At 43.0% G+C, this 25,500-nt stretch carries 27 protein-coding genes and 1 pseudogene; 21 read left to right on the top strand and 7 right to left on the bottom strand.

The annotated features are described in order from the left end of the window. A pseudogene (locus IM515_RS07970) lies at positions 1-200 on the top strand (hypothetical protein); the annotation flags it as partial. Between the two features lie 313 nt (positions 201-513). Then, entirely contained in the window at positions 514-1,611 is a 1,098-nt protein-coding gene (locus tag IM515_RS07965) for a patatin-like phospholipase family protein (RefSeq protein ID WP_287627894.1), read from the top strand. A gap of 166 nt (positions 1,612-1,777) precedes the next feature. Here the strand turns inward: IM515_RS07965 and IM515_RS07960 are convergent, their stop codons facing one another. From IM515_RS07960 to IM515_RS07950, 3 genes are all read right to left on the bottom strand, one after another. Further along, positions 1,778-2,299, bottom strand: coding sequence for a TolB family protein (locus IM515_RS07960; protein ID WP_002768737.1), 522 nt, complete (start codon positions 2,297-2,299; stop codon positions 1,778-1,780). A gap of 183 nt (positions 2,300-2,482) precedes the next feature. Continuing rightward, the gene (locus IM515_RS07955) at positions 2,483-3,019 is read right to left on the bottom strand and encodes a TolB family protein (protein ID WP_002768738.1); all 537 of its coding nucleotides are present in this window, start codon (positions 3,017-3,019) and stop codon (positions 2,483-2,485) included. A 12-nt stretch (positions 3,020-3,031) separates the two neighbouring features. Further along, entirely contained in the window at positions 3,032-3,853 is an 822-nt protein-coding gene (locus IM515_RS07950; RefSeq protein WP_287627892.1) for a Ycf66 family protein, read from the bottom strand. A 799-nt stretch (positions 3,854-4,652) separates the two neighbouring features. Here IM515_RS07950 and IM515_RS07945 point away from each other — a divergent pair. The 10 genes from IM515_RS07945 to IM515_RS07900 all read left to right on the top strand — a co-directional run bounded on the left by IM515_RS07945 (position 4,653) and on the right by IM515_RS07900 (position 15,383). Then, positions 4,653-6,347, top strand: a complete 1,695-nt coding sequence (locus IM515_RS07945) for an iron uptake porin (RefSeq protein WP_287627891.1) — start codon at positions 4,653-4,655, stop codon at positions 6,345-6,347. A gap of 151 nt (positions 6,348-6,498) precedes the next feature. Next, positions 6,499-8,274 carry a pyruvate kinase gene (gene pyk / locus IM515_RS07940; protein ID WP_002768751.1) on the top strand — a complete coding sequence of 592 codons (1,776 nt, stop codon included), beginning with the start codon at positions 6,499-6,501 and terminating at the stop codon, positions 8,272-8,274. 199 nt (positions 8,275-8,473) lie between these two features. After that, positions 8,474-9,286, top strand: coding sequence for a C-phycocyanin alpha-cysteine-84 phycocyanobilin lyase subunit CpcE (gene cpcE, locus IM515_RS07935; RefSeq protein WP_287627890.1), 813 nt, complete (start codon positions 8,474-8,476; stop codon positions 9,284-9,286). A gap of 55 nt (positions 9,287-9,341) precedes the next feature. Further along, the gene (locus IM515_RS07930; protein ID WP_287627889.1) at positions 9,342-9,773 is read left to right on the top strand and encodes a DUF29 domain-containing protein; all 432 of its coding nucleotides are present in this window, start codon (positions 9,342-9,344) and stop codon (positions 9,771-9,773) included. A gap of 196 nt (positions 9,774-9,969) precedes the next feature. After that, a complete protein-coding gene (gene cpcF, locus IM515_RS07925) occupies positions 9,970-10,593 on the top strand; it encodes a C-phycocyanin alpha-cysteine-84 phycocyanobilin lyase subunit CpcF (RefSeq protein WP_287627888.1) in 624 nt (207 codons plus the stop codon). A gap of 62 nt (positions 10,594-10,655) precedes the next feature. Then, on the top strand, positions 10,656-11,429 hold the full coding sequence (locus IM515_RS07920; RefSeq protein ID WP_002768757.1) for an ABC transporter permease: 774 nt from the start codon (positions 10,656-10,658) through the stop codon (positions 11,427-11,429). A 221-nt stretch (positions 11,430-11,650) separates the two neighbouring features. Then, entirely contained in the window at positions 11,651-12,544 is an 894-nt protein-coding gene (locus IM515_RS07915; RefSeq protein ID WP_185240312.1) for an ABC transporter ATP-binding protein, read from the top strand. A gap of 876 nt (positions 12,545-13,420) precedes the next feature. Beyond that, positions 13,421-14,089 carry a glycosyltransferase gene (locus tag IM515_RS07910; protein WP_287627887.1) on the top strand — a complete coding sequence of 223 codons (669 nt, stop codon included), beginning with the start codon at positions 13,421-13,423 and terminating at the stop codon, positions 14,087-14,089. Between the two features lie 190 nt (positions 14,090-14,279). Then, positions 14,280-14,882 carry a glycosyltransferase family 2 protein gene (locus tag IM515_RS07905; RefSeq protein ID WP_228021056.1) on the top strand — a complete coding sequence of 201 codons (603 nt, stop codon included), beginning with the start codon at positions 14,280-14,282 and terminating at the stop codon, positions 14,880-14,882. 171 nt (positions 14,883-15,053) lie between these two features. Then, positions 15,054-15,383 (top strand): hypothetical protein, encoded by a 330-nt coding sequence (locus IM515_RS07900; protein ID WP_228020771.1) that lies wholly within the window; start codon positions 15,054-15,056, stop codon positions 15,381-15,383. 323 nt (positions 15,384-15,706) lie between these two features. Here IM515_RS07900 and IM515_RS07895 read toward each other — a convergent pair whose 3' ends face one another. The 3 genes from IM515_RS07895 to IM515_RS07885 all read right to left on the bottom strand — a co-directional run bounded on the left by IM515_RS07895 (position 15,707) and on the right by IM515_RS07885 (position 18,215). Beyond that, a complete protein-coding gene (locus IM515_RS07895) occupies positions 15,707-16,423 on the bottom strand; it encodes a nucleotidyltransferase family protein (RefSeq protein WP_287627886.1) in 717 nt (238 codons plus the stop codon). Positions 16,424-16,515: 92 nt separating this feature from the next. Continuing rightward, positions 16,516-17,541 carry a GHMP family kinase ATP-binding protein gene (locus tag IM515_RS07890; RefSeq protein WP_287627885.1) on the bottom strand — a complete coding sequence of 342 codons (1,026 nt, stop codon included), beginning with the start codon at positions 17,539-17,541 and terminating at the stop codon, positions 16,516-16,518. A 38-nt stretch (positions 17,542-17,579) separates the two neighbouring features. Beyond that, positions 17,580-18,215: a D-sedoheptulose-7-phosphate isomerase gene (locus IM515_RS07885; protein WP_287627883.1), complete on the bottom strand. Its 636-nt coding sequence runs from the start codon at positions 18,213-18,215 to the stop codon at positions 17,580-17,582. A 559-nt stretch (positions 18,216-18,774) separates the two neighbouring features. On the opposite strand from IM515_RS07885, the gene IM515_RS07880 reads away from it, so the two are divergent. The 9 genes from IM515_RS07880 to IM515_RS07840 all read left to right on the top strand — a co-directional run bounded on the left by IM515_RS07880 (position 18,775) and on the right by IM515_RS07840 (position 24,601). Continuing rightward, on the top strand, positions 18,775-19,434 hold the full coding sequence (locus IM515_RS07880) for a D-glycero-alpha-D-manno-heptose-1,7-bisphosphate 7-phosphatase (RefSeq protein ID WP_287627881.1): 660 nt from the start codon (positions 18,775-18,777) through the stop codon (positions 19,432-19,434). Continuing rightward, positions 19,431-20,657, top strand: coding sequence for a glycosyltransferase family 4 protein (locus IM515_RS07875; protein WP_287627880.1), 1,227 nt, complete (start codon positions 19,431-19,433; stop codon positions 20,655-20,657). Before IM515_RS07880 ends, IM515_RS07875 begins: the two co-directional genes overlap by 4 nt. Positions 20,658-20,738: 81 nt before the next feature. Then, positions 20,739-21,857, top strand: a complete 1,119-nt coding sequence (locus tag IM515_RS07870) for a glycosyltransferase family 4 protein (RefSeq protein ID WP_287627879.1) — start codon at positions 20,739-20,741, stop codon at positions 21,855-21,857. A 215-nt stretch (positions 21,858-22,072) separates the two neighbouring features. Next, a complete protein-coding gene (locus tag IM515_RS07865; protein WP_287627878.1) occupies positions 22,073-22,606 on the top strand; it encodes a hypothetical protein in 534 nt (177 codons plus the stop codon). 196 nt (positions 22,607-22,802) lie between these two features. Next, positions 22,803-22,958, top strand: coding sequence for a precorrin-6A/cobalt-precorrin-6A reductase (locus tag IM515_RS07860; RefSeq protein WP_002768780.1), 156 nt, complete (start codon positions 22,803-22,805; stop codon positions 22,956-22,958). Between the two features lie 51 nt (positions 22,959-23,009). Continuing rightward, on the top strand, positions 23,010-23,291 hold the full coding sequence (locus IM515_RS07855; protein ID WP_002768782.1) for a DUF2470 domain-containing protein: 282 nt from the start codon (positions 23,010-23,012) through the stop codon (positions 23,289-23,291). Positions 23,292-23,345: 54 nt separating this feature from the next. Then, a complete protein-coding gene (locus tag IM515_RS07850; protein WP_002768784.1) occupies positions 23,346-23,558 on the top strand; it encodes a hypothetical protein in 213 nt (70 codons plus the stop codon). Beyond that, positions 23,555-23,908, top strand: coding sequence for an NINE protein (locus IM515_RS07845; protein ID WP_002768785.1), 354 nt, complete (start codon positions 23,555-23,557; stop codon positions 23,906-23,908). The genes IM515_RS07850 and IM515_RS07845 overlap by 4 nt, the downstream gene beginning before the upstream one ends. Before the next feature lie 6 nt (positions 23,909-23,914). After that, positions 23,915-24,601 carry a helix-hairpin-helix domain-containing protein gene (locus IM515_RS07840; protein WP_002768788.1) on the top strand — a complete coding sequence of 229 codons (687 nt, stop codon included), beginning with the start codon at positions 23,915-23,917 and terminating at the stop codon, positions 24,599-24,601. 15 nt (positions 24,602-24,616) lie between these two features. On the opposite strand, the gene IM515_RS07835 is transcribed toward IM515_RS07840, so the two are convergent. Then, on the bottom strand, positions 24,617-25,393 hold the full coding sequence (locus IM515_RS07835) for an SDR family NAD(P)-dependent oxidoreductase (protein WP_287627875.1): 777 nt from the start codon (positions 25,391-25,393) through the stop codon (positions 24,617-24,619). Positions 25,394-25,500 lie beyond the last annotated feature (107 nt).

The following is a 25,500-nucleotide window of genomic DNA, read 5'->3' as shown; positions in this document are numbered from 1 at the left end:
GTTATCAGTTATCAGTTATCAGTTATCAGTTATCAGTTATCAGTTATCAGTTATCAGTTATCAGTTATCAGTTATCAGTTATCAGTTATCAGTTATCAGTTATCAGTTATCAGTTATCAGTTATCAGTTATCAGTTTTTATTTATCCGATTAATTAGCCATTTTTCTAGTTATTATCGCCTTGCTCTAGCTGAAGGCTGATGGCTTCAGCTAATTGCCTAGAAAATTCCCTTGAAACCCTGTTCTTTTCTAGAAGTGATAGCAACATCTCCCGAGCAGCTCTATGAAAATCAGAAAATTTTCTATATTTTTGCATCCGATTCTAAGTTTTCAATTAACCTTAAATTAAAGCCCTAAGTAGGTGGGTGGAATTAAATATAAGATGAACGTAGGTTGGGTTGAAGCATGAAACCCAACGCCCGCATAGTTTACGCTACCGCTAAACCATCCTACAAATAATTGTGCCTCCCTACTTAGGACTTAGATAGAAGCCATTCAGGAGACAAGGATATTTATGAAAGCCAAAATCGCGATCGCTTGTCAGGGAGGCGGCAGTCAAACTGCTTTTACTGCCGGCGCCTTGAAAGCATTATTTGACAATAAAGTGCAAGATTACTTTAACATTGTCAGTCTCAGTGGTACTTCTGGGGGTGCTATCTGTGCCTTTTTCACCTGGTATGCTCTCAAAAAAGGTGATAGCGTCGTTTGGAAAAGAATGATTGATTTTTGGGAAGATAATAGCGCTCGAACTCCCCAAGAACAACTATTTAATGACTCAGCTATTAAAGCTCTAGAATTAGCCAGCAAAGGATTAATTCCCCAGTATAATCTCAGTCCTTCCTCTCCGATTACTAAAACCTTATTTTCTATAGCTACCTATGGTTTACGCAGTCGCTTTACCAACTTTGATCAGTTACTAAGAGCGCATATTGATTTCTCGGAATTAGCCACTTGGGGAGCTAAACCAGAACCACCAATTTTATTAATGGGGGCCTGTAATGTCCTGACAGGAAAATTAAGTAAATTTAACTCGCGCCAGGAAGCAGTTAAAATTGAACATATCCTAGCTTCTGCTTGTGTTCCTAACATTTTTCCTGCTGTCACCATTGAAACTATGGCCTACTGGGATGGACTATTTTCCGATAATCCCCCCATCCGTTCTTTAATTCGCCGTGAATTTGTTGGAGTCGAAAATATTCCCGATGAAATTTGGGTAATTAAAATTAATCCCACCTCCAGAGATAAGATCCCCGTGCAATCCGATGATATTGCTGATCGCCGTAATGAATTAGAAGGCAATGTTTCCCTATTTCAAGGTCTCGATCAGATTGAGTTTCTCAATCAATTATTTCTCAAAGGAGCCTTTAAAGAGGAATTTTTGAGCGAGATCGCCTTAACAGAACCATTAAAAATTCCTAAATCTTTCCCAGAAGATCCCGATCGAGATTACCATATTCCTATGATCGAAATGTCGGCGGAATTAGCCAATAGTCTCAACTATGAAAGTAAACTCGATCGCTCTCCTGCCAATATCCAGCGTCTGATCGCTGACGGGGAAAAACAGGGAAAACAGTTTCTAGAACATCGACTAAAAGCTATGGGTTTAAGATAATTTTTGAGGGTTCAAAAAGGGCAAAGATAAGGAGTAAATGGCATGAAATCTGTCAATAGACTATTTAATTGATTATTATTCATTCTTACTTCTCCTGACTACTGACTACTGACTACGGACTCCTAACCCTAACAACAATTTTTGATTTTTACAAGAGGTCTAATAATCACTGATTTTCATTGACTAATACCCGTCCGGATAGATCGTAAATCATAATATCCCATTGCCCATTTTTTGCCGCTTCAAAAGCCACTTTAGAACCATCGGCACTGATGATCGGATTGCGTACTTCCGCGAGGAGATCGGGAGCAATTTCCCTTCTCTGTTCAGTTTGTCGATCGTACAGATAAATAGTCGTTTTTCCCTGACGACTAGCAGTAAAAACGATATAACGACCATCTTCACTAATGGAAGGACTAGAAGCGATCTGATCGAGAGAATTTAGGCCGGGTAAAGGCAGTAAACGGCGATCGATGGCATCAAAAAGATAGATAGCTTGGGAACCATTGCGATCGGAGGCAAAAACGAGATAGCGAGAGGCAAGATAGGGAGTTAATTCACTAGCAGCACTGTTTAAACTTCTCCCCCCTCGATCGAAAGGAAAAGACAATAAACTGGGATAACCCGCACATCCAGTTAACAAACTAATTACAGCAACAAGACTAATAAAAAAATAAACCTCTTGCATAATTAATTTTTGAGGGTTCAAAAACGGTAAAAATAAGGATTAAATTGCATAAAATCCTTAAATAGACCATTTAATTGATTATTATTCATTCTTAATTCTCCTGACTACTGACTACTGACTCCTGACGACCGACTACTGACCCTAACAACAATTTTTGATTTTTACAAGAGGTCTAATGACGTTTCACGGTTTGGGATTTTCAACGGGACTGCCATCGGCAATATCTAACTCGATATTCGGACCGCGATCAAGAACCTCCACATCCCATTGTCCCCGACGAGCGGATTCAAAGACAAGATAACGACCATCGGGACTAAGACGGGGATTTCGCAACCAACCGCGATAATTTTGACTCAATAACTCAGAACGATCGGTAATGCGATCATATAAAGCGATGACGGGACGACCTTCAATAATCACCACATAAGCCAGATAACGCCCCGTTTGGCTTAAACTAGGGCTATCGGTAATTTCTTGACCAGTATATAATCCCCCTAGGGTCTGGTATTGTTTTGTCTGCAAATCATACAGCAGAATCTGATTACTACCGCGACGATTAGACAGCAAAGCAAGCCAACGACCATCACCGCTCAGGGCAGGTTTTTCGTCATTATAGCGACTATTGAGGGTTCCTGTAGATAAACCGGGGTTATTGAGATTACAACCGCCTATAACCCCTAAAAACAAGCAGATCAACGGCAAAAAGGGAGCTTTGGTCATTGGACCTAATCCTTAATAATCAAACCTAGTCGGATGATCATTACTCGACTCCCGTTCACTATTATCCGGTCTCTCCCAATCGTCTCGATCGCTTGTATCGCTAGGATCGATCGGTTGATAATCGACGTATTCCCCTTTAAATGGCGGATCATCCTCAATTATTGGGCGAGGACGACGTTTTTGGCTAGTGCGGGGCGGTTTACTGCTCGTCTCTTCACTAGCGGGACGACGACGGGGACGGGAACTGGTTTCTTCCCAATCATCACCGCTACGGCGCTGATCATAAACATCTCGATCGCTAGTGGGGGAACTATTGCGGGGACGACGATTACTGGTTTTGCGAGTGCTAGTATCGGCCGGCCGACGGGTGCGGGTGCTGCGGGGTTCCTCGTCCTGATAACTAGAAGTAGAAGTGCGCGAAGAGCGAGGATCATCGTAACCGCGTAAACGGGGATTATCTTCGTAACGTTCCTCCGGTTCGTAGGTGTCGAGGGGTTCCAATTCGGCCCGATATTCCCGACTGACAGGACGTTCATCCACAAAAGACGTGCCGCGGCGGGCCTGTTCCGTGGTTAAACCCCGTAATTTTACCGTCTCGAAGGCAAAAAACACCGCTGCCCCAGTCAGCAAAAATTGTCCGAATTGCAAAATCGGATCCAGTCGCCACCCTTGAAAAAGTAGAATTAAACCGCACAGTAAACCAACGGCGGCAAAAAATATATCATGATCCCTGGAAAGTTCTGGCCGCACCGAGCGCAGGAAGTATAACCCGGCTCCGGCCACTGCCAGAAAAATTCCTAAGATACTGGCCGAATTCAGCCCAAAATTGACCATTTTTATCTCCCTTCTCGGTGCTTAAATTTAAGAATCGAGTCTTTATCTCTAGCCGTCAGCTTTCAGAAGCAATCCTGCTGTTTTTAACTCTAGGCATCGAGCTATATTCTAACCCCAAAGTCCAGCAATATATTAACCACCCTCGTTCACACAACTACTGTTAGGGGAGTGCGGAGATTTTATCAGTGATCAGTAGAGTTCTTGCATGATTAATTTTTGAGAGTGCGAAAATGAGAAAAATAGGCATAAAACTGCATAAAATTACTAAATAGAGCATTTAATTGATTAATGCTCATTCTTAATTCTCCTGACGACCAGCTACTGGCTCCGTTCGGCTGATCTCACGACCGAAGCCTGACTCCTCACCTAAGGTCAGATTTTTGATTTTTGCAAGAGGTCTAGTGAACAGTAATCAGTCAACTGATAACTGATAACTGATAACTGATAACTGAAAAGGCTGATATTTTAACAAAATCTTTAGGTTTTGCCTATTGACAGGATTGACTAAATGTGATAAAGGGGTTTCGGGCATTTTAACCTGATTTCTTGATCACTTTTTAGCGATCGCTAAGTCTGAAAGGAGAGATTTTCATCGATGCACATCATGGTTAATTTGTCAAGTGCGTAAGTCCTAATCTTAATAAGATTCAGACAGAAATTTTTCTGTCATATCATAAAATTAACTTAACCCAGCCAAGGGGGAATTAGCATAGAATATCAGTATAATTCAGGCTAAACATATAGTCTGTTTGTATTCATAGTCCATTCAATCCATAAAATAAGGTGTGAGGATTGACCCATGTCAAAACTATTCAAGAATTTAGTAAAGGTAACTCCTTTAGTATTAGGTGCTTCCGTGGCGGCTGCTGGCAGCGCAGTGGCTCAAACTATACCGGGGACACCTCAACTTAAAATTGATCCAGCTGCGCAACAACAACTCGATCGTATTCAGAGTGCCCAAAATAGTCAGCAGATTAATACGGGTGTCTATCAAGGTTCCATGTCCCAGGTGACTAGCGTTAACCAACTGCGGGACGTATCTCCCACCGCTTGGGCCTACGAGGCATTAAGAAGTCTTGTGGAACGTTACGGTTGTATCGTTGGTTATCCCGACCGTACCTTCCGCGGTGATCGCGCCACCACTCGTTGGGAATTTGCCGCAGGTTTAAACGCTTGTTTAAACGTTATGGAACGTTTAATTCAAGATGGAGTCGGGGTACTCAGAGAAGATATCGATAAATTAAAACGTCTTGTTCAAGAATTTGAAAGCGAACTAGCGGCTTTAGGGGCTAGAGTAGATAACCTGGAACAGCGCGTTGCTTTCTTGGAAAACAATCAATTTTCCACCACCACCAAACTCAGAGGCGAGGTAATCTTCAGTATCGCCGATAGCTGGGGTGGTCAAGCTTCCATTACCAATACCGACGGGACAGTTACTGATGGCAGCAATCAAGATCAGACCCAAGCAGTGTTTAATAACCGGGTACGACTCAACTTTGAAACCAGCTTCACCGGTAAAGATTTGTTAAGAACCCGTTTACAAGCAGGTAACTTTAACACCACTTTCAACCAAAACGGTCCGACGAGAACCAACATGACCCGTCTAGCATACGATGACGGTCGTGACAACGATGTCACCATCGATGACTTGTTCTACCGCGCTCCCATCGGTACTCCCTTCGGTAAAATCACCGTTTGGGTTGGTGCTAACCAGTTAAACCTAGATGACGTTTTTATTACGGCGAACCCCTTCCTCGCCGATAGCGGTACAGGTGCTTTATCTCGCGGTCAACGCTACAATAACATCGTCTTCCGTGGTCCTTCTGGTGTTGGTGCGGCGGTCAGATTTAATATCGGGGATGTTTTCCAAGTCACAGGAACCTACCTAGCTGATGGTGGGACTAATGGAGCCAGCAATCCTAACCCGGGTAGCGGTTTATTTAACGGTTCCTACAGTGCGGGTGCTCAGGTTGGTTTCTCCTTCATCAAATTTGCCGATATTAACTTCGTCTATGTTTACAGTTATCAAACTGCGGCCAGTATGAGTTCTGGTTTATTCGGTAACGTCAGCAGCCCTCTGACTGAGCGTCCCTTTGGTAACGTTGGTACTACTGCTAACCGTTTCGGTCTTCAGGCGAGTGCCCAAGTTATCCCAGGAGTCTTAAATCTAGCGGCATGGGGGGGTTATGCCAATGCCTCGGCTACTGGTGTTAATAATGCGATCGGAGATGATAACACTAACATCTGGTCTTGGAACCTTAACCTTTCCGTTCTCGATCTCTTTGCCGAAGGTGCGGCCCTTTCTCTTGGAGGTGGTCAAGTACCCCGTTCCGACAAGGAAGATGGCACTTCCTACATGGTAGAAGCTCAGTATAAGTTCCCAGTCACCAAAAATATTCTGATTACCCCCGGTGCTTATGCGATCTTCAATGCTAACAACCGTAATAACGACACCATTTTTGTTGGTGTTCTCCGGACAACTTTCCGTTTCTAAGCTGAGTTGACGGACTTGAAAAAACGGTGGGATTTGTAGATCTCACCGTTTTTTTACTTTTAACTTTTCACTGGATATAACCATTTATGAGAAGATGATCGGAGCGTCCCAAACGCTGCTATATTTACTTCGCCTATTTAGTTGCTTATCTATGCACTCTCTGTCTTTCCCCCGTCGCACTAAAATTGTGGCCACGATCGGCCCAGCCTCGCAAAATAAGGAAACATTACGTCAGATGATCAAGGCGGGGGCGACGACATTTAGATTAAACTTTTCCCATGGCGATCACGATTACCATCGTCACAGCATTAACCTGATCCGTCAGTTAGCCTTTGAACTCAATCAACCGATTGGCATCCTTCAGGATCTGCAGGGACCAAAAATTCGTTTAGGTAAATTTGCCTGTGGGTCGATTACCCTGAAACCAGGGGAACATTTTATCCTTACTTCTAGGGATGTGGAATGTAATCAGGAAATAAGTTCCATTAGCTATCCCTCTCTTGCCCAAGAAGTCCCGGAAGGTTCGAGAATTCTCCTCGATGATGGTAAGGTCGAAATGCGGGTGGAAGCCGTGGATCGTCTGAAAGGAGACCTGTCCTGTCGCGTGGTGGTTGGGGGTGTCTTATCCAGTAATAAAGGGGTAAATTTTCCCAACGTTTATCTGTCGGTAAAAGCTTTAACCGATAAGGACAAAAAAGATTTAATGTTCGGACTGTTGTGGGATGTGGATTGGATCGCCCTTAGTTTTGTGCGTAATCCCCAAGATATCCTCGAAATTAAAGAATTAATCGCCAGTGCGGGTAAATCTATCCCCGTAATCGCTAAAATTGAAAAACACGAAGCGATCGAGGAAATGGGGGAAATTTTATCCCTCTGTGATGGTGTGATGGTGGCTAGGGGGGATTTAGGAGTAGAATTACCAGCCGAAGACGTGCCAATCCTGCAAAAACGCCTGATTAATACCGCTAATCAGCTAGGCATCCCGATTATCACCGCCACTCAAATGCTTGATAGTATGGCCAGTAATCCTCGTCCCACCCGCGCCGAGGTTTCGGACGTAGCTAATGCGATTTTAGATGGCACTGACGCGGTCATGCTTTCTAATGAAACGGCTGTAGGTCATTATCCCATTGAGGCGGTGGCAACCATGGCCCGCATTGCCGAAAGGATCGAACGGGAACAGATCAATAGTGCCGCTCGCTCTAACAATAAACAATCGATTCCTAACGCTATTTCCTCGGCAGTCAGTCAAATTGCCGAACAATTGGGGGCAGCGGCAATTATTACCCTGACAAAAACTGGCTCTACTGCCCGTAATGTCTCCCGATTTCGCCCCAAAACCCCGATTTTAGCCGTTACTCCCCATCGCGAAGTGGCACAGCAGTTACAGCTAGTTTGGGGTGTAAAACCGATGTTATTACTCGATTTACCCTCCACCAGCCAAACTTTTCAAGTGGCGATGAATCTTGCTCAGGAAAATAACCTCCTCGCAGATGGTGATTTAGTAGTGATGACCGCGGGAACTCTGCAAGGGGTGGCCGGTTCCACGGATTTAATTAAAGTGGAAGTGGTAAAATCCCTTTTGGGCAAAGGTACGGGTATCGGCCAGGGTGTGGCTAGTGGCCGGGCGCGAGTGGCCCATAATGCCCGAGAAGTGGGTAGTTTTAGTAGTGGGGAGATTTTAGTCGTTCCCACCACCAGCGCCGAATATGTGGATATGATGCGGAAAGCTGGCGGAATTATCACCGAAGATAATGCGATGAACAATCACGCCGCTACTATCGGTTTAAAATTGGGTATTCCTGTGATTGTCGGGGTTAAAGATGCCACGAAAATTATCCGCGAAGGGGTAATCATTAGTCTCGATGCTCAACGGGGTTTGATTTATTCTGGTATTGGCAATGGCGCCGCAACTATGAAAAACTGAGTCGGTTATCAGTATTCTCCGAGTCAGGAGTCAGGAGACGCAAGACAGGAGACAGGAGACAGGAGACAGGAGACAGGTTTTATTTATTCTCCCCACACCCTACACCCCAGCCCCCCCCTGCCCCCCCGATGTCGGGGGGGTTGGGGGGGTCACACCCCACACCCTACACCCCACACCCCACACCCATTTTCACTTGTCTATGAGCGATTCTTACTCTACTGCCGTCGATAATCCGGCCTATACTGTTGAACAAGCGATCGCTAATATCCAGCAAAGAGAAGACCTAGGAGCGCGTTATTATGCTGCCTGGTGGTTGGGTAGATTTCGTGTTCGTCAACCGGAGGCGATTTCGGCGTTAATTGCCGCTTTAGAGGACGAAAGCGATCGCACCCCTGACGGTGGTTATCCCCTGCGACGCAACGCCGCCAGCGCTTTAGGTAAATTAGATGATCTCAGTTGTCTTCCCGCTTTGATTGCCTGTCTCGACTGCGAAGATTATTATGTGCGCGAATCGGCTGCCCAAGCATTGGCAATGCTTCAGGATCAAAGAGCGATCGCACCTTTAAAGAAACTATTAGAGGGTGGCATCAAAGTGGCTGTTTTAGTGGCGGGAAAACCCCATTTAGTCCAACCCTACGAGGCGATTATCGAAGCCTTGGGAACCCTGCAAGCGACGGCAGCGATTCCCCTGATCGAGCCGTTTTTACAGCATTTCGTCGAAAAAGTGCGTTATGCGGCTGCCCGCGCCCTCTATCAACTCACAGCTAACTCCTACTATGGCGATATTCTGATTAATGCCTTGCAAGGGGAAGAATTACAGCTGCGTCGTTCTGCTTTAATGGATTTAGGCGCTACGGGTTATCTGCCGGCTGCTCCTGCGATCGCTAAAACTTTGGCGGAAAATAGTCTGAAACTGGTTGCTCTCAAGGAACTTTTAGAAAACTATCTAAAAACCAATTCCAGCCAAGAAAATATCTCCGAAATTCTCACTTTAATGGATGGTTTATTGTAATCAACAATTGGTTATTTTTTATCTAAATTAAAACCGATAGAATCCAGAGTTTTTTATGCTAATTCAAACCGATTATGTTGGCTGGCTGAACGAAACAATCACTCTGTTAAAACAAAAAAACTTTGATAAAGTTGACTGGGAAAACTTGATCGAGGAGATAGAAAGTTTGGGCAGAAGTCAAAAACGTGAACTCCGCAACCGGTTAACGACCATCTTAGAACACTGCCTCAAACTTTGCTATACTGATTACGTTGAGGATTATCGAGGTTGGCAAGAAACTATTAGGCGCAGTCAACGGGAACTAGAAGAACTTTTGAGCGATTCTCCTAGTTTAAAACCCTACTGGGAGCAAGTATTTTTAGATTGCTATGCCACGGCTTTAAAAAGCTTGCGAGATAGCCCCGATTATCAATCCTTTAACTTTCCCGATGATTGTCCTTTTCCCCAAGAAATTAGTCAGATTTTACAGAAAAAAGTTTGGCGATAAAATTATCTTTAAAAGTTTGTTAGTGGGGTTAGGATATAGGAATCAGTCGTCAGGAGATTATTTTTATTTATTCTCCCCTTCTCCCACTTCCCCACTTCCCCACTCCCCACTTCCCCACTTCCCTATCTCCTCACTTCCCCACCCCCCACTCCCCACTCCCCAACCCCTAACCTCTCATCCCCTCTACTAATAACCAATGCTTCCCACCGTTGAGACTTTAATTATTGCCGTCGAAAAAGCCGACTCAGCCAATGGGTTACTAACCGCCGTGGAAAACTTAGCCGCCGCCAAAAGTGAAGCGGCAATACCTACCCTCACCGATGTCCTGAGATATAATAACCCCGGTGCCTCCGTGGCAGCCGTGGATGGTTTAATCGCCATTGGCAAAGCGGCGGTTCCCTATTTACTGGCCAACCTAGACGGTTATAATTATGGGGCAAGAGCTTGGGCAACCCGCGCCCTAGCAGGAATTGGCGATGTGCGAGGATTGGACTTATTACTTGAGGCGGCGGTGAGTGATTTTTCCTTTAGCGTGCGGCGAGGGGCGGCTAGGGGCTTAGGAAATATAATTTGGTCTGATTTGGAGAAAAGTCGGGTTTCTGATGCTCAGAATGCGGTTTTTGCGGCACTGGAGAAACTTTCGCAAGGGGATCCAGAGTGGGTGGTTAGATATGCGGCGATTGTCGGATTGGAGGGGTTAGGAACTGCGGCGGCGGCATTTCGCGGGGCGATTCGGGAACTTTTAGGACAGATTCGGGAGACAGAAGCGGAAATAGTGGTAAGATTGCGTGCCGATCAAGCTCTGGAACACTTACAATAAGCCTAAGTCGAAAGTAGAAAAACTTATTTCTCTACAGGGAGAAACAATTACACTAACATTCTATGAAATATTGGCAGGAAATTTTAGCGATCGCTCAACGAATTTTAGTGGAATTAATCCGGCGCGGGCGTAGCTTAATCCTCTGGGGCATTTTCCCGATCCTTGTCCTGCTCTTAAATGGCTATATTATGGCAGAAAAAGGCAAAATTGAGATTGCTGAGGCGATGGCTCTGGCTACTCCTCCCACCCTCGTTGGGGCGGCACTTTTCTTTAGTTGTTTGGGGGGAACTGTGGCTACGGTGGTAGCAGAAAGGGAACAACAAACGATTAAACGGTTATTTTTATCGCCTTTAAGCGGTGTTTCCTATTTTATCGGCATTTTTCTCGCCCATTGTGTGATTGCCGCCTGTCAGACAGTTTTAGTTTATTCTATTGCTAAACAGTATGGAGCCACTTTTAAAGGCTCAATTCCTCTAGAATTATTAATTATTTTTCTTAGTATCACCGCTTATGTGGGTTTAGGATTTATCCTCGGTACTCAACTGGCGAAAAGAACAGAAGATGTTAATGCTTTGGTGGGAACTTTTGGGGTTCCTTTATTAATTTTAGGCGGCGTTTTTCTTCCGACTGCTTTATTCCCCGACAATATTCTATCTCTGGCTAAATATAACCCGATCTACCACATGAATGAAGCTTTAATTGCTGTTTGGGCAAAGGGTGAAAATCTCCAAGATATTAGCTCTCATTTTCGCTTTCTCTGTCTTTTTGCCCTAGCTATGGTAGCAGGTGGTTGGCTTACCTATCGACAAATGTTAAACCTTGAACGCCGATTGTAAATCAGTTATCAGTTATCAGTTATCAGTTAGGTAGGGTGGGTTAGGCGGAGACAAATTATCAGACTTAATCATTAATTTATCTATTCGCCGTAACCCACCATCAGTTATTCAGCTTCTTAGTTTTTCAGTGTAATTAGCCAATTTCCCTGTTATTCGTACTATTACCTAGCTGACGGCTGATGGCCTAAAAAAGCCTGACTATCCTTGTTACTTTATTAAAAATGCTGACTATTAGTAATGTCAAAAAAAATTACGGAAGACGCTTAGTATTAGATCAATTAAACTTTCATATTGAAGCGGGAGAAATTTACGGTTTACTCGGTCCCAATGGTGCGGGAAAAACCACCACTATTAACTTAATTTGTAATTTATTAAAACCCTCATCGGGAGAAATTACCTTTAATTATTTGCCAATTTCGAGAGTTACTAAAGAATTAATTGGGGTTGCACCGCAAGAAAATTTATTGTACAAATCCCTTACTTGTGAGGAAAATCTCAACTTTTTTGCTCAGATTTATGGACTTGATCGCCCCCAGCGTCGTCATCGGATTAAAGCCAGTTTATCCGCAGTAAATTTGCTTGATCGCGCTCGTAGTCCAGTGGAAACTTTAAGCGGTGGAATGCAGCGCCGGATGAATATTGCTGTGGCTATTGTTCATCAGCCAAAATTATTAATTCTTGATGAACCAACTACCGGTTTAGATATCGAATCTCGCTATGAAATTTGGGATTTAATCGGAGAATTACGGCGACAGGGAATGACAATTTTATTAACTACCCATCTCCTCGATGAAGCACAGCGTCTCTGTCAACGTATCGGAATTTTAAAACAAGGTCGTATTATTGCCGAAGGTAATTTAAATCAGCTGCGTCAGCACATTCCCGCTAAAGAAATTATTATCATGGATACCCAGGATCAGGAAGCAGCCATAAATCGAGGGAAACAGTTAGGATTTACTCCCAAATTTTACGGCAAAGATTTAGCTTTTTGGTTACATGAACATCTAGAATTAAGCGAGATTATCCAGGCATTCGATGGCATTAATATTGATTCTATCGCCCGTCAGACGGTACAGTTAGAACATATTTATATGGAAATTATGAATCAATTTTAAACCCGTTTTTGAGAATTCAAGTTGATTATCATCATTTTTGGCTCTTTTGGTTTTTGTGTGGAAACGAGGTCTATACTGATAGTTTCTTCGACAAAATAGTCCTAAAAGTGTTACCCGATAAGCATTTCACGATTCCATAAGCAAAAATTATCACACAAAGTCGAGAAGAGCCCATTTTTTCAGTAATTGCCCTCAATTAAGCTAAATCGCCGTTTTTTGCCATCATGATCATCTCTAATTTTTAGATAGGTTCTATCTAGGGCTTGGTGAATAAATCTAAAAACCTTGTTGGTTAAAACTTTTAGACTTTTTGGAAATCAAAAAGTACCATATCTAGGAATGATCGGCGGGAAAATTCAGATACTTTTTCCCTGAAAATTAGGTAATACTAAATCCGGTTATTAAAAACTGATTATTTATTCTCCTCTTTGCCTTTTGCCTCTTGCATGAGTGCCTCTCCTCATAACTAGCCTATACTCAACAGATTTAGTATAATTGACCAGATAAAAATCGCTAAAACCCTACACCCCACACCCGTTCGGCTGAGCGTTCGACAAAAGCTCACGCAGCCCGACTGAGCTCGCCGAACGTCCGAAGTCTCACTGCCGAAGCCTGCCCCGACGAAAAACTTTTTCAGCAAACCCTATATAAGCTTCTCAGACTACCAATACTTCGGATTTGAGGCATAATTAATTTTTCAAGCATAAAAAAACCTAGAAATCAGATTTTAGGATGGGAAACAAGTTGAATATCGATTTTACTTCTCTTGAATTCCCACTCTTGACCTCTCAGCCTTCTGATCTTCCAGAAATTTTCCTTGTTGCTGGAGAACTATGATACAATGGCATCAAAAAATAGAGGAAAAAATTTTTTATTATGGACAAGGTGTCAACACCAAGCCTATCAATTGTTATTCCGACCCGAGAAGGATTCGCTGACCACTGGTTTAATGCGCTGACCGAGGTCAAGGGAGAAGTAGAATTTATCCTGGTTCATCCACCAGGAGCGCCTAAGTATCCCACTTCCGACCCCAGGGTACAGCAAATAGTCAGTCCCTTGCGGGGAGAAATTATTCAAAGAATTAGTGGATTGATGAATGCGACAGCACCTTACACACTAACCATTAATTGTGATGAGTTTCTCCATCCCGATACCTTGACCATGGTTCTACAGTATTTCCGGCGATTTCCAGATAGCTGGGTGATGAGACTCTGTACTAAGCGATTTCAGTATGGGGAAACAAAAGAACTGACCGCTCCCTGGCAACCGCTGCCCCGGATAGAAGAACTGCCAGTGTGGGATAAAAGCTCCAAAAATCAGGATATCCACGCTCAAAGTGGCTACTTAAAGGAAATTCCCATCGTTCCTTTTGACAAGAGAAAGTTAGATTTGATGTGCTTTGTGCGCGAAAGAAAAGATCATCACAGCCCTCATCCTAAAAATTTTGATAAAAAAGTCTGGCTCCCTCAAATGGTACAGGCAACCTGCAAATATATCGTTAGTTTATTTATGGATAGGGAGCATCTCATTTATGCAAGCGAGTAATTATACCTGTCGCTAAAACTGGCTTCTAGCAAGGCTTTCAAAATAGCTTGACATAAAACCTAATTTAGGAACTACAAAGGTGAAATGCTCCCGTATGGATATATGTGGAATCTGGTGATTACCAATCTCAGGGAAGTTCCCCAAAAATATGTACTTTATCGACTAGGAAAAGAGGGATAGTCAGCTAATCATGATCAACTCACCAATTCTATCAATCGTTACTCCAACTCTGGGCAAATTTTCCGAATATTGGTTGCAACAACTTCTGGCAATTCAAGGGGAAGTAGAATTTATTTGGGTTTATCCTCCCGGGGCAGTTACCCCTTGCGTAGAAGACCCCAGAGTCAAAATTTTTCATAGTCTTTATCAGGGAGAAACAGCCCAGAGAGCCGTCGGTCTTCTCAATGCTTCTGGTCAATATGTGTTGGCTCTCGATGATGATGATTTCTTGCATCCCCAAGTGGTTGCCTTAGCGAAAGATTACTTTGATAATTTTCCCCAAAGTTGGCTCTTACGTCTCCATAAGGGGGGAATTGATTATCTCGATGAGGAAAGAATTAAAGCTCCCTGGCCAGAGCTACCCGCTATCAATCGGTTAAATATCTCTAGAAAAAGACAAGATAAATACCAAGATTTAGTGGAAGTTCCTATCGCTCCCCTAGATAATCCTTTCGAGTTAAGACTAGCTTTATGGCCCTACGCCAAAAGAAAAGATTTTCATGGCTATCATCTAGAACCTTTCAATAATAATATGGCTCTTCGGTTTGTGTTATGCAATGGACGGAGGTTATAAGAGATGGAACCCTTATAGAGAAAGGCATTTAGCAATTTTTGTCAATTATTTTTGATCTAGAGCGAACTAATCAATTAAGTCTCTTGCCAGATAAGGATTTAGTCTATTTATGCCCCCCTATCGAACCATAACAAGTCCCGAAGAGCCAATAATATTTGGAAAACAACCCTTGTGAAAGAAGCCTTAGATGATTTTGTCCGCAGTATGCGGATAGGAGAAATTTTAACTTGGTTGCCTCTCTGGGGATTTGATAGAGCTTTAGGGTTATTTCTGCAAGCGAAGTTTTTTCAAAAAGATATGTATATCGGTCATTGGATGCCCGAACCCAGTCAAATAAGATATATAGTCAGACCTTACTCCATGAAAACCCCCAGAATTCTTTTTCCTTCCGATGCTTTACTGGTCAAGCGATTTCCCCAGTATGGTTATTTCTGGAATCTTGTCTTCGAGGAGTTATACAATGGCATCAAGACCAAAATCAAAAGTCTCTGGAAAGCATGAATAATTATTGTATTATACTTTACCAATCTCTTTTTATTTCCTAATCACTCAAGTCACCGAGATAGGCTTTATCCATTACTAGGCTCAATTGAAGTTGGCTGTATAAGCTATATGCTGTCAGGGTTTCCTCTTTAACTACTCTCTGCTGGCTCTTCTGGTTTCTGTGTGGAAACGAGGTCTATACTGATAGAATATCCGCAAAATAGTCCTAAAAGTCTTGCCAAATAAGCACTTCAGGATTACATAAGCAAAAATGATCACACAAAGTCGAGAAGAGCCCTCTGCTTCATTATTTCTTAACAAAAAGTCTCTTAATCGCGAGGTTAAACCCGATTTCGGGAATTAAAAAGTTCAGGTAATTCAATCTGACTTTTTTCGTAATCTTGGGGGATGCCTATATCAATAAAATATTCGTCAGAAATAAAGCCATACATAGGAATTTTATCGGTATAAACTTTGAGAAAGTCGTCCTCAAAAGAAAATTTTGATGGCAGATCAAAGCTAGATAATATGTTTTTCCCTACACAATATATACCGCCATTAATATAGCCTTTATCTTGATATTTTTTGGATTCAAACCCGATAATTTTTTGGTCATCGTCTAGGAGAACATTATTATAACGATCGAAGTCAGTTAGCGGCTTCAGAGCAACAGTTATCAGGGATTTCTTTTGATTATGTAAATTAATTAAGGCGGATAAATTGACATTAAACAGGGTATCGCCGTTGACAATTAATGCTTGTTCGGTTTCAATTTTATTTAGTGCCAACTGGATCGCTCCTCCAGTTCCCAAGGGTGTATCTTCTATCAGATAATTTAGCTCGTATTCCCTGTATTGATCGCCGAAATAATTGATAATTTTCTGATGTTCATAGCCCACAGAAACTAAAAATTTGTTGGTAATTTTTTGAGAGATCAGGTAATCTAATAGATATTCTAAAAAAGGTCTGTCGGCAACGGGAGCCATGGGTTTTGGTAAACTGTTGATCACCGATCGCAACCTGGTTCCTAACCCACCCGCCAGAATAATTACATCCATAGATACACCTCAAAAATTTGAATTATTGCCAATCTTTTAAAAACTATTTTTAGGATTATAGGGATAATCCTTCCCCGTTGATCCTTGATTTGCTATAATGTCCATGCTTGGGTTCCGTATTTGGTAAAATGAAAATTAATCACTTGGCCTCCTTCTGATTTCAAAGCTTTTATTACTTCGATTTTCTTGGTAGGATCGACCATAAAGATAATAAAACCACCGCCACCGGCTCCCGATATTTTGCCTGAATAGGCCCCGGTTTCCCTCGCTACCCGATAAATGCGATCAATCTGCGGATTACTAATTAATTTGGATAATTTCTTTTTCGCTTCCCAAGAAGTTCTCAGAATTTCTGCTATCCCCATAAAATCTGATTTAAGCAGTGCTTCTTTAAAGAGAATTGCCTCTTTTTTGAGTTGATGGGTAGCGGCAATCGCTTGATCATTTTTTTCTTGGACATTCTGAATTTGATCCTCAATTACTTGAGATGAGTAGCGAGAAATGCCTGTATAGTAGAGGATCAGAGACACTTCTAGTTCATTGATCACCCAATTTTTAATCCGCAAAGGATTAACTATGACTCGATCTTGTTCATAAAATTCCATAAAATTAAAACCGCCAAAAGTGGCAGCGTACTGATCCTGTTTGCCCCCTAACCAGCCTAGATCAATTCGTTCGATCTCGTAGGCTAAATGGGCGATATCATACTCACCTAGGGGTAATTTTAACAGTTCCACAAAGGCTTTAACTATAGCCACGGCTAGGGTAGAAGAAGAACCCAATCCTGAACCAGCCGGTGCATCGGAAAAAGTGGTGATTTGCAGCGGCAAAGGTTGCCCTTGATTAAAGTCTTTAATCAAACGATTATAGACCGCTTTATGCAGATCGAGAACACCATTATAGGGGAGAGGAAACTGAAGGGTTTCTATTTGTTGTTCTCCTCGATCGGCGGCAACAAAAATTACTTGTTTGTCAGTAATTTCCGTGACTGTACAGTAGGCATAGAGATCGATAGTAGCGTTGAGAACGTAACCCCCATAAAGACTACAGTAAGGCTCGACATCGGTGCCGCCACCACCTAAACCTAATCTTAAAGGAGCTTTGGTTCTGATGATCATAGGTAGGCTGTTTAGGTTGATTTTTTTGCTAGGAGATTTTAGTTAGGAAAGAGCGCTTCTTCGATCGCTAAACAAATAGTATGAAGAACAAAACCATGACCTTCTTGAATGCGAGGGGTACTGGTACTAGGAATCATCAAACAATAATCGGTTTTTTCCTCTAGAGCTAATCCCTTCGCCCCAGTTAAACCGATGCTAGTGAGACCTTTTGCTTGACAAACTTTGAGAGCTTGATGGATATTAGCGGAATTTCCCGAAGTGGAAATACCGATAAACACATCACCAGGGTTTCCTTCCGCTTCTATCTGGCGGCTAAAAATATATTCGTAACCATAATCGTTAGCAATCGCTGTTAAACTGGCGATATCGCTATTGAGGACGCGAACTGGTAAAGACTGTCTTTCTTTCAGAAATCGGCCGTGTAGCTCACCGCCAAAATGGATAGCATCGGCGGCACTGCCTCCATTACCGGCGACTAATACTTTGTGGTTGTTGCGATAAGCATTGATACATACTTGGCAAATCTCTTGGATTTTTTCTAGATATTTTGTCTCGGTTAGTAGTTTTTTCTTCAGGTTATAAGCTTCTTCCAATTCAGTCTTGATTAAAATTGACAGAGAGGGATCACTCTGGAAACTATCCAATTTTCTGTTTGATTTTTCCACCATTTGCATAGGTTTGATTTTCCAATTTTTATTAGTTGAATAAATTTAACTCTCAATCATTCTGTCATTACATTGAATAGTATCAAAAGACCAGAATCGCTCTCCATTAATTGGGGACAAAACCCCTAGCATGGTAGAATTGATCACGGGAATCGAGTCAAAAGAGTGATCTTTTGCCAGTTACTCTGGGAATATACCACAAACGCCCCAACCTTAGCACAATTTGTTTTGTTTGTAAATAAACTTTTGATATATTCTGGCCGGGATGGAGGATTTCTGAGCGGGGGATTCCACCTTTGCCAGTCTTGGCCTTTTGTGTGGCTGGACAAAAATGTTAACAATTCCTGACAATACTGCTGATATAATCAAAAGCCTAAAGGCCTGACGGCGTATAATATGGCGTGATTGCTCTACCCTGACATCTAGATAGTAAAGAGAAGCAATTTAGCCGAGAAAACTAGCACAAATCGCGACAATCCCTCGAATTTTGTCTGTCTATCGGTTCAAGCTCTCGTCCTTGACAGAAGAACTGAGAATTCTAGTCCCTGACTCTAAAAAGTCCAACATAATGAATCCTTTCCCCGCAATTTCCGTCAATGACGACGATCTAAAATACCCATCTCCGCCACCTCCCGGCAATTCTGACCAGAAAAGCGAAGATAGAGCGAAAAAGAACAAAGCCTTATTTCTCGATCGAGATGGGGTAGTTATTGACTATATCCCCTACCTGAGCAAACCAGAACAGGTGAGCATTCCCGCCGGGGCAGCGGCTGCCTTAAAACAGTGGCAGGATGCCGGTTATCTGCTGATCATCATTACCAATCAATCGGGACTTGCTAGGGGCTATTTCACTTGGGACGATCTGGCGGCGATTCACGGGCGCATGATTGAGGAATACCGACAATCGGGCGTGCATTTTCACGATCTTGCCATTTGCCCGCACCATCCCGACGAAGGATGTCCCTGCCGCAAACCCTCCCCCTATCTGCTGCTGACAGCCGCCCAGCAGTACGGAATCGACTTAGCCGGCTCGTTGTTTATCGGCGATGCGCCCAGCGATCTAGAATGCGCCCTAGAAGCTGGTTGTCAACCCGTATTGCTCTTAACAGGACGGGGAAAAGTCACCCTTGGGGAGATCGAGAAATACCCAGTTGAGATTCCCGTATATAGCCAACTAAAGGAAACGGTAGAATTATTGTCAAAAACCGCTGCCGAGATAGAATTATGAGAATATTAGTCCTTTCTTGCCATAACTTTCCCTATCCACCTAGTCGCGGGGCAACCGAGGGTAGGACTTTTAACCTGATCAAATGTCTTCATCAAAACCACGATGTCACCCTGTTTGCCCGTCGGGTGGAGAATGTCACAGAAACTCAGATCGAAGAATTAAAAACCTTTACCAATCATCTTGTCTTATTTCCGCCCCAGGAAATTCCCGAACCAGGCAAGGGACTGACAAAACTAATCGGTAAAACAGGGCGCTTTCTGGAGGCAATAGTACAGATGACCCCTGCTAATGTTCTTAGTTATCGTTCGCCGCTCATTCAAGAGCGAATAGATGAATACGTCGAGCAGCAAAAATGTGATGTAATTATCTGCGCTCAGAGTATCAGCGAGATTTTTGTCCAGCCGGAATACCGTCAGCGAGTCAAAACAGTAGTAGATATTCACAGTTCCGTGTACGGTTGGACACGCAATCATTTAGATAGAGGAGCCTCCGCCTATCCGCTGCGGGATTTTCTCTATCTGCCCTTACTCTATCAGTACGAAAAACGTTACTGTGCCAAGTTTTCGCAATTAGTGGCTACTACCGATTACGATCGCGAACAATTATTAAAAATCCTCCCGGATGCACGGGTGGATATCGTGCCTAATGGCGTGGATTTAGCCCTGTTTCCCTATCGTCCTCGGGATCCCGGCGGTCATAATTTGGTCTTTGTCGGTGCCATGAGTTCCACCCATAATATCGATGCCGCCCGTTTTTTTGCTTTAGAAGTCCTGCCAGTCATTCAACAGCGATATCCCGATACCACTTTAACCCTAGTGGGGGCCAACCCAGCACCGGAAGTTCTCGAACTGGCCAAGTATCCCGGTGTGAGGGTGACGGGGACCGTTCCCTCGACAGTGGAATATTTACACCGAGGAACCGTTTGTGTGGTTCCCCTGCGGGTGGGATTGGGAATCAAGACCAAAACCCTAGAATCCATGGCCGCGGGGATTCCGATTGTCGCCAGCGATCGCGGTTTAGAGGGTTTAACGGTGGCAGCAGAGGGAATTCCCCCTAGGGCGCTGCGGGCTAATAGTGTTGCTGAGTACGTTACAGCGATCGCTAGGTTGTTCGATGATCCTTCTCTGCGAGAACAACTGTCCCATAATGGCCGGGCGATGGTGGAATCGGAGTACACCTGGGAGCGAGCGGGACAAAGGTACGAGGAAATTTTGCGGGACTAATATTGTTCTTAATCCCTGAATTTTACTCGATACTGTTGGAGAGTTTTACCGCCATAAAAATTGATTTTTTGGAGCCTAATCATGAAAGTTTTAATAGTAGGAAATTACGTCAACGATCGGCAGATCAGTATTAATCGTTTTGTCGGTTTAGTGGAGAAAGGACTCAGACAAAAAGGACACGAAATTCGGCGAGTGCAAGCACAGCCTATTTTCGGTCAACTGAAATCCTCTCCCCAGGGACTCGGCAAGTGGTTAGGGTACATCGATAAGTTAATTATTTTCCCGGTGCAGTTACGTCAGCAGCTGGATTGGGCTGATATCGTCTGCATTTGTGATCAGGCTTTATCCTATTTAACTCCCTACCTAAAAGATCGCAAGTATTTTGTCATCTGTCACGATCTGCTGGCCATTCGTTCCGCCCTAGGAGAAATTCCTGAAAATCCCACCAGTTGGACAGGAAAACAGTATCAGGCGATGATTTTGCGAGGATTCAAACAGGCTAAATATGTTGTCTGTTCTTCCGAAGCTACTCGTGCCGATGTTCTCCGTTTAACTAAAATTACCCCCGAACAAACGGAAGTGATCGAGGATTGCTTGAGTGAGGGATACGGTCCGATGACAAGAGCAGCGGCGGTAAATCTAGTGGCCAAATTTAACATTAATAGTGATTGTCCTTGGCTAATTCATGTCGGGGGCGACCAATGGTATAAAAATCGATTGGGATTGCTGAAAATATTCAAGAAGTTAATCACTTTCCCTGGTCTGGAAAATTGCCGATTGATCCTGATGGGAAAACTTTTGCTGCCGGATATGCGCGAATTTGTTAATCAGAATAACTTGTCCGCACAAGTAATCGAATTAGGAACCGTCTCCGATGATGATCTTCGCGCCTTTTATTGCCTAGCAACTGCTTTAATTTTTCCCTCCTTTCAGGAAGGATTCGGTGTTCCCGTTATTGAAGCTCAATCCTGTGGTTGTCCCGTCTTTACCTCCAATCGTCTCCCCATGACTGTTATCGCTGATGATGCAGCCGTTTACTTCGATCCCACCGAACACGAGGCCGCCGCTACTATTATTGCAGAAAATCTTCTCGCTCCCGATCGCCTGGAAGATTTGAGGCAAAAAGGTTTTATCAATGCCACTCGCTTTACTTACGAAAGAATGATCCAATCCTACCACCAGTTATTGCCAAAATTGTAGTCTACTGGAGTTTAGACTAACTCCCCCCAATCATAAGCTAAGACGCATTTAAACCGCTTATTCTTAGATTAATTGATACCTGCCATGCCCACGCCCAAATTATCTGGCAATTAGCGATTAATTAGGCTACTCTAACTAATATCCCCCCATTAGCCTCGATTTAGAACTGGCTTTTATCCGTCCCCACCTTATCATCGATTTTTTTCCAGAATCTTATGTCTGAAACTATCACTCCCGCCATTAGCGATCGCATCCGTAAACACAGGAACAAAGATCACGGTAATGCCGTGCTTTTCTACTTAGGTCTATCGGCGGTATTATTAAGCTTACATCTACCGGCAGCGGCGCAAAATTGTCGGCCACTTTCTTTATTAGGGGGTGAAGGTAGTGAAGTTACTAAAACTGTCTCACAACCCACTGTTCCAGGTCCTTTCGGTGTCACGATAACTCGTAATAATTGGAATACCGATTGGGCAGTTCCGGGGGGTAGAAGTTTTCAGAGGTTTATCGTTACGGTTTCTGTCCCCCGGGCTGCTTCCTTTGATATCCGGCTGTTTCTCAAGTATAGCGATCAAACTAACGAGGAATTTTTTAATACTAATGGAGTACGAATCGAACCCGATAAACCCTTAACAATTACTGCCACAGTACGGGCAAATGATCAACCTTTCTTAGTCAATCTTTTTGTCAATGGTATTCAGCACATTGGTAATACCTACACCGCTTCTGTTGTCGGTTGTGAACGATAAAATATATAGGGTGTACTGAAAAAAAGTTTTTCCCAGGGACAGGGTGTGGGGTTTTAATCTAAGAGGCATTTAAACCGCTTATCCGATTAGCTGAGTCTCTCCCCATCCCTTTACTGTTGCCTCTTGTCTCGTCTCAACAGGCAATTTAACTGCACGGGCAGCCCTGGATCTTACTCTTTGCCCCGATTGACCTTAAGTGGGACAATTAGAGCAATGCACAATTAAGGATTTTTGTCAAGAAAATAATATTAAACTTATCATTGATACCTGCCATCCCCAAGCTCAAATTATCTGGCAATTAGCGATTAATTACGCTACCCTAGCTAATATCCCCCCATTGGCCTCGATTTAGAACTGGCTTTTATCCGTCCCCACCTTATTATCGATTTTTTTCCAGAATATTATGTCTGAAACTATCACTCCCGCCATTAGCGATCGCATATGTAAACACATGAACAAGGATCACGGTGATGCCGTGCTTTTCTACGCTCAAGTTTACGGTAATATCACCGATGCAGAAACCGCTCAAATGCTCTCCATCGATCCCGAAGGCATGGATTTAGCCATAGAAAAATTAGGGGAGAGTCAAACAATTAGAATACCTTTTGCGCGCACCCTAGAATCAGCCAAGGATGCCCATAATATTCTCGTTGAGATGCTAAAAGTTAATCAAACCACCCCTTGACAAAGCTCGATTTTGCGACTATCACCGAAAAAGATCAACCTAGAGAATTAGCCCATGAATCAGGTTAATAGTACGGTAATAAAAATACCCAAGTCTGGCTGGCGCTTACTGCCTTTTTTAGTCTTGGGTGTGCTAGTTTTTGCCTTTAATTCCTCCCTAGAATTAAATTATCTAGTCAAGGGTTATATTACTCTCTTGGAATTACAGGCAGGCATCGTGGTTTTATACTTTCTTTTGGCTAAATTAGGGAAATCTCAAAAATTATGAGAAATAGAACTATAGCGGCTTTACTAGCCTTTTTTCTCGGTTATCTTGGCATCCATAAATTTTATCTAGGGGAGAATTTAGCAGGTATTCTCTATCTACTTTTCTTCTGGACTTTTATCCCCGGCATCATTGCTTTTTTTGAATTTATTGGTTTAATCATCATGTCAGATCAAGCTTTTGATGCTAAATACAATCCTAACTATCTCCCCAACAGTACAGAGCGAAGACTGCCGGAATCAGGTCAGCAAAAAACCGCTACTTTACTCCAGCTTAAAAAACTTTATGATCAGGGAATTATTACTGCTGAAGAATACGAAGAAAAACGCAGAAAATATTTAGATTCTCTTTGAAAAAATATGTCTAATCTCTCTCCTCGCCCTCCCGAGTCTTCCGAGTGGATATGGCTGTCCTTAGTCCCAGTTTTTGGTGGTCTTGCCATTGCTAATGCTGGCAAAAAAACTAATAATCAAAGTTGGTTATCCGTCGGCATTGCCTTGACAATTATCTCCCTTATTTTCCTTACACAAGAGTCTTTTATCGTAATTTGGTTTGCCCAAATCGGCCTAGGTTTATACATCCGTCAACAGCTTAATTCCCATCCAATAGCTTCGGGAAATAGAACCAATTCCAGACAGTCATTCTCTCCTATCGAAAAAATTGATATTAACAGTTGTTCCACCAACGATCTAGTTTATAAATTAGGGTTGCCGATTGTCTATGCCAATGATATCGTTTCTGTCCGTAACGAAGGACATATTTTTACCCATTTAGAAGAATTACACTTCCTAGCTGGTTTACCAGAAAATTATCTGAAAAAATTAGAACCTTTAGTTATCTTTGCCTACGATATTCGCCAAGAAGTTGACGTTTCTTGGCGTTGTTTAAACTACTACTCCGTTGCGGAATTAGTCAATCTTGGTCTTGACTTTTCCGTGGCTGATAAAATTGTCGCTGAAAGGGAAAAAAACGGTGTCTATCGTTCGGCGATCGAAGTGAGAAACCGGACAGGTATTCCCTTAAAATCCTATCAGCAATTGCTCTAATTCGCTTTATTCTACTTATAGCTTAAATTGCTTTTCTATCAAAGACACGATCCAACTTCTGGGTAAAAAACGGGGCAGATTGACGATAATTTTATTAGCCAATTTACCGGCTACCACGTTGGGGCGTTTGTTTGCCAAGGCAGTTAAAGCCTCTTGTACCACCACTTCTGCCGAATCTAACCGGCCGTTTTTGCCCATAAAGGCACTGGGAAATCGGGCCACCTCAAAAAAATTAGATTCCGTCGGACCGGGGCAAAGAGCGAGGATTTCAACGCCTTTGTCTTTATTTTCTGCCCAGAGAGACTCACTAAAGCTGAGAACAAAAGCTTTGGTCGCTGCATAAACGGAAAGATAGGGCAGCGGTTGAAACCCGGCAATGGAAGCAACATTGATAATTGCCCCCCCAGCACCAGCAAGCATCGGACGGAGAAAATAGTGGCTTAATTCCACCAATACCAGATTATTTAACTGGATCATTTCTAACTGTCGGGCTAAATCCTGCTCGCTAAAAGCACCATAATCACCAAAACCGGCATTATTTACCAGTAAATCAACGTTGATTCCTTTTTGGTTCACCGTATCATATACCAGCTTTCCTGCCCTGGCAACGGTCAGATCTTGAACGATAACCGTCACTTTTACCCCGTATTGTTCCCCCAATTCCGCTGCTAATTGTTCTAGTTTATCCCTAGATCTAGCGACTAAAATTAGCTCCATTTGCCGTTGAGCAAGTTGACGAGCAAAGACGACACCGATACCAGTGGAAGCGCCAGTAATGAGGGCTGTTTTCATAGAAGATCAACTAAAAATAGCTCTTTTGCTGGAATCTTACCACAATTACCCATCCATTTACAGTTCTTAACTTAGGGGGGAAGGCATTTTTTCAACTCAGAATATGT

Origin of the sequence: Microcystis sp. M44BS1 (assembly GCF_020244875.1) — a bacterium.
Classification (GTDB): Bacteria; Cyanobacteriota; Cyanobacteriia; order Cyanobacteriales; family Microcystaceae; genus Microcystis; species Microcystis panniformis.
This window is presented reverse-complemented; position numbering and strand designations above follow the sequence as displayed.

Excerpts from the sequence above, each read along its gene's own strand:
- IM515_RS07965 (WP_287627894.1), top strand. The coding sequence starts at position 514 with ATGAAAGCCAAAATCGCGATCGCTTGTCAGGGAGGCGGCAGTCAAACT.
- IM515_RS07960 (WP_002768737.1), bottom strand. The coding sequence starts at position 2,299 with ATGCAAGAGGTTTATTTTTTTATTAGTCTTGTTGCTGTAATTAGTTTG.
- IM515_RS07955 (WP_002768738.1), bottom strand. The coding sequence starts at position 3,019 with ATGACCAAAGCTCCCTTTTTGCCGTTGATCTGCTTGTTTTTAGGGGTT.
- IM515_RS07950 (WP_287627892.1), bottom strand. The coding sequence starts at position 3,853 with ATGGTCAATTTTGGGCTGAATTCGGCCAGTATCTTAGGAATTTTTCTG.
- IM515_RS07945 (WP_287627891.1), top strand. The coding sequence starts at position 4,653 with ATGTCAAAACTATTCAAGAATTTAGTAAAGGTAACTCCTTTAGTATTA.
- pyk (WP_002768751.1), top strand. The coding sequence starts at position 6,499 with ATGCACTCTCTGTCTTTCCCCCGTCGCACTAAAATTGTGGCCACGATC.
- cpcE (WP_287627890.1), top strand. The coding sequence starts at position 8,474 with ATGAGCGATTCTTACTCTACTGCCGTCGATAATCCGGCCTATACTGTT.
- IM515_RS07930 (WP_287627889.1), top strand. The coding sequence starts at position 9,342 with ATGCTAATTCAAACCGATTATGTTGGCTGGCTGAACGAAACAATCACT.
- cpcF (WP_287627888.1), top strand. The coding sequence starts at position 9,970 with ATGCTTCCCACCGTTGAGACTTTAATTATTGCCGTCGAAAAAGCCGAC.
- IM515_RS07920 (WP_002768757.1), top strand. The coding sequence starts at position 10,656 with ATGAAATATTGGCAGGAAATTTTAGCGATCGCTCAACGAATTTTAGTG.
- IM515_RS07915 (WP_185240312.1), top strand. The coding sequence starts at position 11,651 with ATGCTGACTATTAGTAATGTCAAAAAAAATTACGGAAGACGCTTAGTA.
- IM515_RS07910 (WP_287627887.1), top strand. The coding sequence starts at position 13,421 with ATGGACAAGGTGTCAACACCAAGCCTATCAATTGTTATTCCGACCCGA.
- IM515_RS07905 (WP_228021056.1), top strand. The coding sequence starts at position 14,280 with ATGATCAACTCACCAATTCTATCAATCGTTACTCCAACTCTGGGCAAA.
- IM515_RS07895 (WP_287627886.1), bottom strand. The coding sequence starts at position 16,423 with ATGGATGTAATTATTCTGGCGGGTGGGTTAGGAACCAGGTTGCGATCG.
- IM515_RS07890 (WP_287627885.1), bottom strand. The coding sequence starts at position 17,541 with ATGATCATCAGAACCAAAGCTCCTTTAAGATTAGGTTTAGGTGGTGGC.
- IM515_RS07885 (WP_287627883.1), bottom strand. The coding sequence starts at position 18,215 with ATGCAAATGGTGGAAAAATCAAACAGAAAATTGGATAGTTTCCAGAGT.
- IM515_RS07880 (WP_287627881.1), top strand. The coding sequence starts at position 18,775 with ATGAATCCTTTCCCCGCAATTTCCGTCAATGACGACGATCTAAAATAC.
- IM515_RS07875 (WP_287627880.1), top strand. The coding sequence starts at position 19,431 with ATGAGAATATTAGTCCTTTCTTGCCATAACTTTCCCTATCCACCTAGT.
- IM515_RS07870 (WP_287627879.1), top strand. The coding sequence starts at position 20,739 with ATGAAAGTTTTAATAGTAGGAAATTACGTCAACGATCGGCAGATCAGT.
- IM515_RS07865 (WP_287627878.1), top strand. The coding sequence starts at position 22,073 with ATGTCTGAAACTATCACTCCCGCCATTAGCGATCGCATCCGTAAACAC.
- IM515_RS07855 (WP_002768782.1), top strand. The coding sequence starts at position 23,010 with ATGTCTGAAACTATCACTCCCGCCATTAGCGATCGCATATGTAAACAC.
- IM515_RS07850 (WP_002768784.1), top strand. The coding sequence starts at position 23,346 with ATGAATCAGGTTAATAGTACGGTAATAAAAATACCCAAGTCTGGCTGG.
- IM515_RS07845 (WP_002768785.1), top strand. The coding sequence starts at position 23,555 with ATGAGAAATAGAACTATAGCGGCTTTACTAGCCTTTTTTCTCGGTTAT.
- IM515_RS07840 (WP_002768788.1), top strand. The coding sequence starts at position 23,915 with ATGTCTAATCTCTCTCCTCGCCCTCCCGAGTCTTCCGAGTGGATATGG.
- IM515_RS07835 (WP_287627875.1), bottom strand. The coding sequence starts at position 25,393 with ATGAAAACAGCCCTCATTACTGGCGCTTCCACTGGTATCGGTGTCGTC.